Raw genomic sequence first — 11,291 nt, forward strand, 5'->3', positions numbered from 1 at the left:
ATCCTTGGAGAAGTCCGGCCGGCGTGAATTGGGCACCGCCCTGATATCGATCACCCGATTGACCCCGGCTTGTTGGAGCGCGGTGAGGAATTCCCCCATCGTCGTCGCTTCATAGCCGATGGTGAAGATGCGCATGGACGCATTTTAGGCGAAGGCCTAGGGGAGCGCCATGTCCTATGACGTGCATATCATCGGTGGCGGGCTGGCCGGATCCGAGGCTGCCTGGCAGCTGGCCGAGGCGGGCCTGAAAGTGCGCCTGAGCGAGATGCGCGGGGGCGGCGACATGACCCCGGCGCATGAGAGCGACCGGCTGGCGGAGATGGTCTGCTCCAACAGCTTCCGCTCGGACGATGCCGAAAATAATGCCGTCGGACTGCTCCATCAGGAAATGCGATCGCTGGATTCGCTGATCATGGCGGCGGCCTACCTGCATCGGGTGCCGGCCGGTTCGGCGCTGGCGGTTGACCGCGAGGGCTTCGCGGCCGAAGTAACGTCGCGCATTGCCGCCCACGTCAATATTGAAGTGGTGCGCGAACGGATCGATGAGCTTCCGAAATCCGGCCTGACCATCATCGCCACCGGTCCCCTGACTGCGCCCGGTCTTGCCAAAGCAATTGCCAAGGTGACCGGCAGCGACGCCCTCGCCTTCTTCGATGCCATCGCCCCGATCGTCCATCGCGACAGCATCGACATGGACGTCTGCTGGATGGCGGCCCGATGGGACAAGGGCGGCAAGGACTACATCAACTGCCCGATGACCAGGGAGCAGTATGAAGCCTTTGTCGCCGCGCTGAACGAGGGCGAGAAGACCGAGTTCAAGGAATGGGAGAAGGACACGCCCTATTTCGAAGGCTGCATGCCGATCGAAGTGATGGCGGCGCGCGGGGTCGAGACGTTGCGTTACGGTCCGATGAAGGGCGTCGGGCTCGACGATCCACGTACGGGGCGCTGGCCCTATGCTTGCGTCCAGCTCCGGCAGGACAATGCGCTTGGTACGCTGTGGAACATGGTTGGTTTCCAAACCAAGCTGAAGCACGGCGAGCAGGTACGCATCTTCCGCACCATACCGGGATTGGAGAATGCCGAATTCGCGCGGCTGGGCGGCATCCATCGCAACAGCTTCATCCGCTCGCCGGTGTTGCTCGATGGCGAGCTGCGCTTGAAAGCAATGCCGCACGTTCGCTTCGCCGGGCAGATCACCGGATGCGAAGGCTATGTCGAGAGCGCCGCAATCGGCCTGCTGGCGGCGCGGTTCACTGCGGCCGAGGTGCGAGGGCGCGCCATGCCCTCCCCGCCACCGCAGACGGCTATGGGCGCGCTGCTAAATCACATTACCGGCGGCGCCGACGCCGAGACCTACCAGCCGATGAATATCAACTTCGGCCTGATGCCCCCGATCGAAGGGCCGAAAGCCAAGAAGGCCGACCGCAAGCGGCTCTACACCGACCGGGCGAGATCGGCTTTGAAGGAGTGGTTGGAATCAGTTCCTCCCCGCGACGAAGTCGTGGGGAAGGGAACCATGCAGAGCATGGTGGAGGGGTAACTCCCTTGCAGCCTCCTCGATCGCAATCACCACCGAGTTCAGGTCTCGCAAGACATCCACAGCACTGAATCGGATCACGCGCAAACCCTGACCGCTCATCCACAGGTCGCGACGAGCGTCCCGTTCTGGGTTGGAGCCCATTTCATGGCCTATTCCATCCACTTCCACGACTAGGCGCACAGCTGGACAGTAGAAATCGACGACACAGCGGCCAATCGGGGGTTGCCGCCGGAACTTGAACCCACCAGGCCGTCTGCGAAGCTCCTGCCAAAGCAAACCCTCGGGCAAGGTCATGTCGCGTCTCAGTGCTCGCGCCCGCAGTACGGTTTCGTTCTTTTCACGACGAGGCGTCATTTACCCCTCCACCATCTTCGATGGTTCCCCTCCCCATCTTGCGATGGGGAGGAAATTCAGCCGCAGGCGCAGGCCGGCTTCTTCGGCTTCGGCTTGGGCGCGGTGGTGGCATATTCGGCCGGGGTCAGCGCCCTGTTCTTGTCGGCATCCGCCTCGGCGAATTTGTCGATCGTCCGCACCGCCCACTCCTCGAAGCTCAGTTTACCGTCATGGTCGAGGTCGAGCTTGGCGAATGCATTGCGGCGAGGCTCGATCAGCTCAGCGAGTGATATCCGTCCATTTTCATCCTTGTCCGCGCGGGCGAAGCGCTTCTCCTCCTTGCTTTTGGCATCGGCCTCCGGCGCATTGGGGATTGGCGAGAGGCGGGTCGAAACGGCAGCCAGCCGCGGCTCCGGCGCGGGCGGTAATTCGGGTGCCTCGGCACGACTTTGCAGCGCCAGGACGGCGCCGGTGACGAGAAGCAATATTGCGGCGATGCCGGCGATCCAACGGGTCATAGGCCCTCCCAACAAAGGGCGATCCGGCAATGATTGGTTATGGCGAAAGCGGACGAAGTTCAATCCGCCTAGGCAATGGTCCCGAATAGGCGGTGAGACAGCAACGCCAATGCCCTGCCAGGCGTTGTCTCCGGCTCGATGGTTGGCGCTTGCCTGAAATCGCGCGCGGCTAGGCGGGCCAGCGCAGTCAGCGGGCGCAGCGCGCGGGGAAAACGATGGCCGATTACCGAGTTTGCTTGTTCTGTTGACAGTTCGAACGCGACCAACCGCAGACGCCTGACCTGCTGGGTTGCGTAAAACCGTCCGGCCGCATCGAGCCGATTATCGACACCACCAAGCAGCGCCGCCGCCATCGCAAACAGGATTGAGCCACGCCTGCCGACCCGCTCTTGGTCCGGCTGCTCATCCAGCAGGGTTGCCCAGCCGTTCTCAAGGCCCGCCAAATCCTTGCCGCTGATGCCGCGTGGCAGCAGTTCGGCTGCGACCGCCTGCAGGCGCGGTTCTGGCGGCGGAGGGTTGTGATCGAGCCGCTCCAGCGTCTCGCGCCACCATGCCAGGCGGATCGCGCCCAGCGCCGGTTGGGTCGACGACGTCACTACCTCGGCAAGGGCATCGTCGATCGCGAACAAGGCGTCGAAGGCTGGCCGCAACTCGGCCGGCCAATAGAGCCGGACGAGGTCGCGGTCGTTCAGGCCTGCCCCGGACCCCGATCCTGGGTCAGCGATAGGAGACCGCCTTGGCTGCCGCCACGACGTCATCCGCCTTGATCAGCGCAAGCTTCTCGAGATTGGCGGCATAGGGCAGCGGGACGTCGACGTTGGTCACGCGCGTGACCGGCGCGTCGAGATCGTCGAACCCTTCTTCCATGCAGATCGCCATAATCTCGCTGGCGATGGAGCAGGTCGGCCAGCCTTCCTCGACCACCACCAGGCGGTTGGTCTTGGCCAGCGAAGTCAGCACGGTCGCCTTGTCGAGCGGGCGCAGCGTGCGAAGGTCGATGACCTCGGCGCTGATCCCGTCGTGCATCAACTGCTCGGCAGCCTGCAGCGCGACGCCGACGCCGATCGAGTAGCTGACCAGCGTGACGTCCTTGCCCGGGCGAACGACCTTGGCCTTGCCGATCGGCAGGACATAATCCTCGACGTCGGGAACGTCGAAGCTCTGGCCGTAGAGTAGCTCATTTTCGAGGAACACCACCGGGTCCTCGCTGCGAATCGCGGCCTTGAGCAATCCCTTGGCATCGGCCGCGCAATAGGGCGCGATCACGATCAATCCCGGTACCGAGGCGTACCACGGCCCGTAATTCTGGCTGTGCTGGGCGCCGACCCGCGCCGCGGCGCCGTTCGGCCCGCGGAACACGATCGGGCAGCGCATCTGGCCCCCCGACATATAATTGGTCTTGGCCGCCGAATTGATGATGTGGTCGATCGCCTGCATGGCGAAATTGAAGGTCATGAACTCGACGATCGGCTTCAGGCCGCCCATCGCGGCGCCCGATCCGAGACCGGCGAAGCCATATTCGGTGATCGGCGTATCGACCACACGGCGCGGCCCGAACTCGTCGAGCAGCCCTTGCGTGACCTTGTAGGCGCCCTGGTACTGCGCGACTTCCTCGCCCATCACAAAGACGCGGTCGTCGGCGCGCATTTCCTCGGCCATGGCATCGCGCAGCGCCTCCCGGACCGTCATTTCCTTGAGCGGCGTGCCTTCGGGAACATCGGGCTCGTCACGTGTGGCGGCGACATCAGCCACCAGCTCGCGGGCGGCGGTTTCCATCTGGTGCGGCGTCGGCGTGACCGACTCCGGCTCAGGAATGGGCGCGGTCTGGGGTTCGGGAGCAGACGATTTGGCCTCGTCGGCCCTGGGAGCCGCAACGTCGCCCTCGCCGCCCATCAGCGCGATGACGGTGCCGACCTTTACCCCGTCGGTTCCCTCAGGGATCAATATCTTGCTGATCGTCCCCTCGTCGACCGCTTCAAACTCCATCGTCGCCTTGTCGGTCTCAATCTCGGCGAGAATGTCGCCAGAGGAGACGTTGTCGCCTTCCTTGACCAGCCATTTGGCGAGCGTGCCCTCTTCCATGGTCGGCGAGAGCGCGGGCATTTTCAGCTCAATTCCCATTTCCGCGCTCCGATTTGATTGATGAAGGGCAAGTTGTAGGATGTTCGTTCAATGGTATTGAGGCTGCAGCCTGCTGCGCCCTCTCCCAGTTCATCGCTGAACCTGCTGCACGAAGCTGAATATCCTGAATGATCGATCCGGCAGCCATTGTAGGATGCTCCACGCCAATTTTTTCTTTCATGACCTTCGCCATCGGAGCGTTTGGATCAGCAAGTCGCCATTCAATTTCGAGTGCGCAGTCCAAGGCGCCACGAAATGCTGCAGTCCTTTGATCGAGCAATTTCTCCAAATCTTCTTTGGAGAGCGCATCGATCAAACAACTTTCAGCTGCTTCAAGCGAAGTTGGTCCACAAGCGGACAGTTCGCCTTCATGAAGTGATTGCGGCAAACCTGGAAGGGATTTCATTCCCGCGGCGGCCAGAAACAAGGCTAGGCCAACCGACATTAGTAGCTCTCCACCAGTACGTCGGTGTATAATTCGGCCGGTGCCGGCTCTGGCGCCTCTTCAGCAAACTTGGCAGCTTCGACAACGATATCCTTGATTTCCTTGTCGATTGCCTTGAGTTCCTCTTCCTTAATACCGAGCTTTTCCAGCTCCTTGGCGGCATGGTCGATCGGGTCGCGATGCTCGCGATAATCCTGCACTTCCTCGCGCGTCCGGTACTTCGCCGGATCGGACATGGAGTGGCCGCGATAGCGGTAGGTCAGTAGTTCGAGGATGATTGGACCCTTCCCCGCCTGGGTCCAGGCCATCGCCTCTTCAGCCGCACCACGCACAGCCAGCACATCCATCCCGTCGACCTGGATCCCGGGAATGCGGAAGCTTTCGCCGCGCTTGTAGAAATCGGGCTCGGACGCCGAGCGCTCAACCGCCGTCCCCATAGCGTAGCGGTTATTTTCGATCGCGTAGATCACCGGCAGGTCCCACAGCTTCGCCATGTTGAAGCTTTCATAGACCTGGCCCTGGTTGGCCGCGCCGTCGCCGAAATAAGCCAGGCAGGTGCCGCCATCCTTCGAATATTGATGCTTGAAGGCGAGGCCCGTCCCGAGCGCGACCTGCGCACCGACAATGCCGTGGCCGCCGTAGAAGCCATGTTCGACGCTGAACATGTGCATCGAGCCGCCCTTGCCCTTGGAAATACCGGCTTCGCGGCCGGTCAATTCGGCCATGATCACCTTGGGGTCGATGCCATAGGCCAGCATGTGGCCATGATCGCGGTAGCCGGTGATGACGCTGTCGCGCCCGACCTTCATCGCTGACTGCAGCCCGACGGCAACCGCCTCCTGGCCAATGTACAGGTGGCAGAAGCCACCGATCAGGCCGAGACCGTACAGCTGTCCGGCACGCTCCTCGAAGCGGCGGATCAGCAGCATCTGCTTGTAGAAATCGAGCAGCTCGTCTTTCGACGCCTTGTAGCGCTTGGGCTCGGCCGGTCGCTCCCGGTTCGACAGGCTGGGCGCGGCCACATGGCTCGCGGTTTTGCGGGCGGTTTTCGCCACGAAGCTCTCCACTCACTATTGTTTCGGCGCGCTATAGGAGCGGCAGGCCCGAAAGGGCAATGCCGTAGCGTCAGCTTTACGGGTTTAGTCTTCGAGTGGAACGACGACTTCGTCGGAGCGGACCAGTCCAAGATCCTTGCGCACCATCTCGTCGGCAAGGTCGGGATCGGCCCGGCGCGGATCAAGCAGCGCCGACTTATGCTTCAACTCGGCGCGTTCGGCCTGCAGCGTCGCCAGCTCCGATTTGCGGACGTCGAGCTGCTGGGCATAGCCGCGCCACGCGAAGAGGCCATTGGGCCCCGCAATCGCGTGCCCGGCGAAGGTCCCTACGACGAGCAAGGCCAGCGCCGGCAAGGCCGAACGGCGGATCAATCCAATGCTCTTGGGACGGTTCCCACTCATTTGCTTAGAAGAATCAGAAAGACGCCATGAAGGCAAGCGCTTTCATGCCATTGATTCACAGAAATTTTCCCCGTGGCAGGAAGGTGTGACTCTAGAGACTCAGTTGGGCCGATAGGCCTTGATCGCCGCAACCCCCGGATAGCTGGCGGTATCGCCCAGTTCCTCTTCGATCCGTAGCAACTGATTGTACTTGGCGGTGCGGTCCGACCGAGCAAGGCTACCTGTCTTGATCTGGCCGCAGCTCAAGGCAACCGCAAGGTCGGCAATGGTCGAATCCTCGGTCTCGCCCGATCGGTGCGACATCACCGCGGTATAGCCGGAGGATTGGGCAAGCCGGACGGCATTGGCGGTCTCAGTCAGCGTGCCGATCTGGTTGACCTTGACCAGGATCGAGTTGGCGATGCCGTCGCGGATGCCGTCGGCGAGGCGCTTTTCGTTGGTGACGAACAGATCGTCCCCGACCAGCTGGACTCGGCTGCCAAGCTTGTCGCTCAGCGCCTTCCACCCGGCCATGTCGTCCTCGCCCATGCCGTCCTCGATCGACGCGATCGGATAGGCGTCGGCCAGCTCCGTCAAGTAAGCAGCCATTTCCTCGGGCGACAGGCTGCGCCCCTCGCCTTCCATGACGTAGGCGCCGTCCTTGAAGAATTCGGTCGATGCGCAGTCGAGCGCGATCAGCACGTCGCTGCCGAGCCTGTAACCCGCTGCGCCGGTCGCCTCACCGATAAAATCGAGGGCGGCCCGGGCCGAAGCGATATTGGGCGCGAACCCGCCTTCGTCGCCGACCGCCGTGCTGAGCCCTTTGGCATGCAACGCCGACTTCAGCGCGTGGAAGATTTCCGCCCCGCAGCGCAGGGCTTCGGAGAAATTGGGCGCGCCGACCGGCATCACCATGAATTCCTGGAAATCGATCGGATTGTCGGCGTGGGCGCCACCGTTCAAAATGTTCATCATCGGCACCGGCAGCAGGGTTGCGCCGGTCCCGCCGACATAGCGGTAGAGCGGCATGCCGCGCGCCTCGGCCGCAGCGCGAGCGGTGGCCAGGCTGACGCCGAGGATCGCATTGGCGCCAAGCCGGCTCTTGTTGGGTGTGCCGTCGAGATCGATCATTGCCGCGTCGACTTCGGTCTGGTCTTCCGCCTCGAAACCGACGATCGCTTGGGCGATCGCGCCGTTGACCGCCTGGACCGCTTCGCTGACGCCCTTGCCGCCCCAGCGCGACTTGTCGCCGTCGCGTTTCTCGACCGCCTCATGGGCGCCGGTCGAGGCGCCCGAGGGGACGGCGGCGCGGCCCATCGACCCGTCTTCCAACGTGACATCAACCTCGACCGTCGGATTGCCCCGGCTGTCGAGGATCTGCCGGGCGTGGATGTCGACGATCGCGGTCATGCGGGTCCCTTTTCCGATAAAATTCACGGTGGAGTTCGTTGCGGCCCCTATACGGCGCACGGCAAAGGGTGCAACTTGGCGACGGGATAATTATCTGACCGGAACGATGAGCGGGCGTGCCGGGTTGAAAGGCAAAAGGAGGACCACCAATGCCTGAACCCAAAGAAGGTGAATTGCCGAAAGGCAACGACTCCATCGCATCCGGCGCATCGACCGAAAATGAGGAGGCACTGATCGTGCGGGAACCCACTGCTCGCGACAAGGCGATCGAGAAGATCAAGACCGGCACCGACAAATTGTCCGGCCAGGCGGCGGACAAAGCGCGCGGACTGGTTGGCCAGGGGCTGGAACGAGGCGGCGATGCGCTCGCCAATGTGTCCAAGCTGGTTGGCGACACCGCCGCCGGGCTCGATGAGCGGCTAGGCGAGGAATATGGCGACTATGCCCGCAAGGCTGCCACCGCCCTCGAGGAAGCGGCCGGCAAGCTCAGCGCCAAGGACCCTGACGAATTGATCGAGGACACCCGCGAATTCGTCCGCAAGAGCCCCGGCGTGGCGCTGGCCGGAGCGGCAATCATCGGCTTCGCGCTGGTCCGGCTGGTCAAATCCGGCCTCGACCAGGCCCGTGGCGACGACGCAGAAGACTGATCGATGGCGAGCGGGGGCGTCGACGAGGAGGAAGCGCCGATTGGCGCGCTGTTCGGTCAGCTGATCGATGAGGGCAAGGCCTATGCCAAGGCCGAGCTGGGGCTGGCCAAGGCCAAGGCCGAGGCAAAGGCCGAGCTGGCCAAGAAGCCGGCAATCTATGGTGCGGCATCGCTGCTGTTCCTGATTGCCGGAGTCGTGGTGCTGTGCATGACGCTGGTCATGGCGCTGGCCACCTTGATCGGACCGCTGGCTGGCGGACTAGTCGCGGCTTTGGTCACGTTCGGCGTAGCCTATGGGCTGTTCCTGCTGGCCAAGCGGGAAATAGCGAAGCTCAAATGAGCGACAGCCCAAAAATCTCGGCGGCGCGGATCGAGGTTGAGAAGACCAAGGCGGCGATGCTCGACACGGCCCGCGAACTGCAGCAGCGGCTGCAGCCCAAGACCCTGGCCGGCGAGGCGTGGGAAAAGGCCAAGAACAAGGGCGCCGACCTCGCCGAGGACGCCGTCGATGCAGTCGCCAAGCGGCCCGTCGCGGTGGGGAGCGTCGTCGCCGCATTGGCGATGTTCCTCGCTCGTGACCCGCTAAAAAAGGCGACGATCAAATTTTATGACGTCATGACGCCATTGTTTGAACCCAGAAAGAAGCCGGCTGCGTTGAAGCGGAAGGCAGCCGCCAAATCAGCCAAGGTACCAGCCAAGGCACCGGCCAAGCGGTCTGCCCGGACCCCGCGGCGCGCACCGCCCAAGAAAACGGAGAAGGCATGATGGCCCGGCAGCAGAACACGAAAGAATCCCCCAGCGCCCGCGAACGGGCGATTGACGCCTATGACAGCGCCCGTGAACGCACCCAAGAGCAGGTCGATGGGTCGCCCTTGCTGGCGCTTGGCGGCGGGTTGGCGCTGGGCGCGCTGGTCGGGGCCTTGCTGCCCAGGACCAGGGCCGAGCAGCGGCTGATGGGCAAGGCCGGCAGCCGGATCACGACCAGCGCCCGCGACGCGTTCGACGCCGCCAAGGAGGCCGGCCGCGAAAAGCTGTCCGAGCTCAACATCACCCGCGATGCCGGGGCGAGTGCAGTCCAGTCCCTGATCGACGGCATCGGCGAGGCAGCGCGATCTAGCGGCCAGGCAGCGGTCGATGCGGTGCGCACCAAGGGCTGATTGAAGCAGCGATGCTTTTGGTGCTAGCGGCCCGCCCATGAGCAAACTTCACCTCGTCTTCGGCGGGCGGGTCAAGGACCCGCAGGGCCTCGAATTCACCGATCTAGAGCATATCGACCTGGTCGGGCTCTACGACAGCTACGCAGAGGCTGAAGAGGCCTGGCGCGGCGCTGCCCAGCGCAGCGTCGACGATGCCGAGATGAAATATGTCGTGGTCCACCTCCACCGGCTGCTCGAGCCGGGCATGGAAGGCATTTCGCGGCCGAAGGGCTGACGCCTAGGCTTTGCGGTAGCGCCACAGCAGCAACGGGCGCTGCAGCAGCATCCCGGCGATGAACCCGCCAATATGCGCCGGGGTCGCCAGCAGGACCCCCTCCCCTCCCGCCAGATAGCCGGTCATCCACTGCAGGACGATCCAGGTCGCGAGCAGCCAGGCGGCGTGAATCCAGCGATTGAGCTTCTGATTCCTGACGACCTGCCTGGGCCGTCCGAAGAACAGGGCATAGAGGCCGAACAGCGCGCTGATCGCACCGCTGGCGCCGACCAGCGGCATGGTGCTGGCGGGATCGACCGCGAATTGCGCGGCGGCCGACACCAGCGCGCCAACCAGATAAGCGAAGACCAGTCCGCCGGCGCCAATCACCCGCTCGACCTGGCTGCCGATGAACAGCAGCATCAGCATGTTGATGGTGAGATGAAGCCAGCCGCCATGCAGCAGCGCGGAGGTCAAGAGGGTCAGCACGGCGGGAACCGCGCCCGGCAAGGCCATCTGCCCGGTCAGGCGAGCGGGAATGAAACCGCCATATTGGGCCGAGAAATCAACCCCGGCGAACATGATGGCAATGGCCGATACCGCCACCGTGATGATGGCAATGATCGCGGTGGCGCTTTTCAGCTTCAGCACGGACTTAGATGAACTCGATCTTGGCGATCTCGTAGGAGCGGTCACCTGCGGGAGTCGACACGTCGACCTCGTCGCCCTTTTGGCGGCCGATCAGGGCGCGGCCGAGCGGCGAATTATAGCTGATCCGGCCGACCTTGGCGTCGGCCTCGGTCTGTCCGACCAGCTGGTAGCGGACCTTCTTGTCGTCCTCGTCGAGCAGGGTGACGGTCGCACCGAAAACCACCTTGTCGCCGCTAAGGGTCAATGGATCGATCACCAGCGCCCGGCTGAGCCGGTCCTCGATGTCGGCAATCATCGCCTCGATCTGCCCCTGCCGCTCCTTGGCGGCATGATATTCGGCATTCTCGGAAAGGTCGCCGTGAGCGCGCGCTTCCTCGATTGCGTCGATCACTTCGGGCCGCTCCAGCTTGAGGCGCTTCACGTCCTCGGTCAGCTGCTGATAGCCCTCGGCCAGCATCGGCACCTTGTCGCTCGCCATGATCACTTACCCTTTGTCTCTCTTGCCAAAACCCGCCCCGGCGCCGCTCCAGCAGGGCAGCGCATCGATGAGCGGATTAAGGGGAAAATCAGTTCTTCGAGGCGGAATAATAGGATTGGAGCGATTTTACTTCAAGCGCGTGCCCGCGCAGCGCCTCGATCGCCCGTGCGGTCGCCAGGCTGGCAGGGGCCGTGGTGTAATAGGGCACCTTGTTCTTGAGTGCCGCCTCGCGGATCGTCTGGCTGTCCTTCAGCGACTGCCAGCCCTCGGTGGTGTTGAACACCAGCTGGACGTCGCCAT

General features: G+C 63.3%; 18 protein-coding genes. 6 read left to right on the forward strand and 12 right to left on the reverse strand.

The features are described from left to right. Positions 1–135, reverse strand: a 135-nt coding sequence (locus Q0C64_RS11530) for a DUF488 family protein (protein WP_294123943.1), incomplete at its 3' end; no start/stop codon positions are given. Between the two features lie 34 nt (positions 136–169). On the opposite strand from Q0C64_RS11530, the gene trmFO reads away from it, so the two are divergent. Further along, positions 170–1,543, forward strand: a complete 1,374-nt coding sequence (trmFO, locus tag Q0C64_RS11535; protein WP_294123914.1) for a methylenetetrahydrofolate--tRNA-(uracil(54)-C(5))-methyltransferase (FADH(2)-oxidizing) TrmFO — start codon at positions 170–172, stop codon at positions 1,541–1,543. Here trmFO and Q0C64_RS11540 read toward each other — a convergent pair. The 8 genes from Q0C64_RS11540 to eno all read right to left on the reverse strand — a co-directional run bounded on the left by Q0C64_RS11540 (position 1,481) and on the right by eno (position 7,806). After that, the gene (locus tag Q0C64_RS11540; protein WP_294123916.1) at positions 1,481–1,897 is read right to left on the reverse strand and encodes a DUF559 domain-containing protein; all 417 of its coding nucleotides are present in this window, start codon (positions 1,895–1,897) and stop codon (positions 1,481–1,483) included. The genes trmFO and Q0C64_RS11540 overlap by 63 nt on opposite strands. Positions 1,898–1,953: 56 nt before the next feature. Then, positions 1,954–2,394, reverse strand: coding sequence for a histidine kinase (locus tag Q0C64_RS11545; RefSeq protein WP_294123918.1), 441 nt, complete (start codon positions 2,392–2,394; stop codon positions 1,954–1,956). A gap of 68 nt (positions 2,395–2,462) precedes the next feature. Beyond that, positions 2,463–3,023 (reverse strand): hypothetical protein, encoded by a 561-nt coding sequence (locus tag Q0C64_RS11550; RefSeq protein ID WP_294123920.1) that lies wholly within the window; start codon positions 3,021–3,023, stop codon positions 2,463–2,465. A gap of 88 nt (positions 3,024–3,111) precedes the next feature. Next, positions 3,112–4,515 (reverse strand): pyruvate dehydrogenase complex E1 component subunit beta, encoded by a 1,404-nt coding sequence (locus Q0C64_RS11555; protein ID WP_294123922.1) that lies wholly within the window; start codon positions 4,513–4,515, stop codon positions 3,112–3,114. Then, entirely contained in the window at positions 4,505–4,960 is a 456-nt protein-coding gene (locus tag Q0C64_RS11560; protein WP_294123924.1) for a hypothetical protein, read from the reverse strand. Before Q0C64_RS11560 ends, Q0C64_RS11555 begins: the two co-directional genes overlap by 11 nt. Further along, complete coding sequence (gene pdhA / locus Q0C64_RS11565; RefSeq protein WP_294123944.1) at positions 4,960–5,967, reverse strand: pyruvate dehydrogenase (acetyl-transferring) E1 component subunit alpha; 1,008 nt, start codon at positions 5,965–5,967, stop codon at positions 4,960–4,962. The genes Q0C64_RS11560 and pdhA overlap by 1 nt, the downstream gene beginning before the upstream one ends. A 132-nt stretch (positions 5,968–6,099) precedes the next feature. Beyond that, entirely contained in the window at positions 6,100–6,417 is a 318-nt protein-coding gene (locus tag Q0C64_RS11570) for a septum formation initiator family protein (protein WP_294123925.1), read from the reverse strand. A 99-nt stretch (positions 6,418–6,516) separates the two neighbouring features. Continuing rightward, on the reverse strand, positions 6,517–7,806 hold the full coding sequence (gene eno / locus Q0C64_RS11575) for a phosphopyruvate hydratase (RefSeq protein WP_294123927.1): 1,290 nt from the start codon (positions 7,804–7,806) through the stop codon (positions 6,517–6,519). A gap of 149 nt (positions 7,807–7,955) precedes the next feature. On the opposite strand from eno, the gene Q0C64_RS11580 reads away from it, so the two are divergent. Genes Q0C64_RS11580 through Q0C64_RS11600 form a run of 5 tightly spaced genes read left to right on the forward strand, consistent with a single transcriptional unit; the run spans position 7,956 to position 9,883 of the window. Next, on the forward strand, positions 7,956–8,453 hold the full coding sequence (locus tag Q0C64_RS11580) for a hypothetical protein (protein ID WP_294123929.1): 498 nt from the start codon (positions 7,956–7,958) through the stop codon (positions 8,451–8,453). 3 nt (positions 8,454–8,456) lie between these two features. Continuing rightward, on the forward strand, positions 8,457–8,792 hold the full coding sequence (locus Q0C64_RS11585) for a phage holin family protein (RefSeq protein WP_294123930.1): 336 nt from the start codon (positions 8,457–8,459) through the stop codon (positions 8,790–8,792). Next, a complete protein-coding gene (locus Q0C64_RS11590; RefSeq protein WP_294123932.1) occupies positions 8,789–9,217 on the forward strand; it encodes a hypothetical protein in 429 nt (142 codons plus the stop codon). Before Q0C64_RS11585 ends, Q0C64_RS11590 begins: the two co-directional genes overlap by 4 nt. Continuing rightward, a complete protein-coding gene (locus tag Q0C64_RS11595; protein ID WP_294123934.1) occupies positions 9,214–9,609 on the forward strand; it encodes a hypothetical protein in 396 nt (131 codons plus the stop codon). Before Q0C64_RS11590 ends, Q0C64_RS11595 begins: the two co-directional genes overlap by 4 nt. Before the next feature lie 37 nt (positions 9,610–9,646). After that, a complete protein-coding gene (locus Q0C64_RS11600; RefSeq protein WP_294123936.1) occupies positions 9,647–9,883 on the forward strand; it encodes a DUF4170 domain-containing protein in 237 nt (78 codons plus the stop codon). Between the two features lie 3 nt (positions 9,884–9,886). Here the strand turns inward: Q0C64_RS11600 and Q0C64_RS11605 are convergent, their stop codons facing one another. The 3 genes from Q0C64_RS11605 to Q0C64_RS11615 all read right to left on the reverse strand — a co-directional run. Then, a complete protein-coding gene (locus Q0C64_RS11605; RefSeq protein WP_294123938.1) occupies positions 9,887–10,513 on the reverse strand; it encodes a rhomboid family intramembrane serine protease in 627 nt (208 codons plus the stop codon). A gap of 4 nt (positions 10,514–10,517) precedes the next feature. Further along, complete coding sequence (greA, locus tag Q0C64_RS11610; protein WP_294123946.1) at positions 10,518–10,994, reverse strand: transcription elongation factor GreA; 477 nt, start codon at positions 10,992–10,994, stop codon at positions 10,518–10,520. Positions 10,995–11,079: 85 nt separating this feature from the next. Beyond that, on the reverse strand, positions 11,080–11,291 hold a 212-nt coding region (locus Q0C64_RS11615; RefSeq protein WP_294123941.1), incomplete at its 5' end, for a hypothetical protein.

The sequence above is a fragment of the Sphingomonas sp. genome, from assembly GCF_023266535.1.
Classification (GTDB): Bacteria; Pseudomonadota; Alphaproteobacteria; order Sphingomonadales; family Sphingomonadaceae; genus Sphingomicrobium.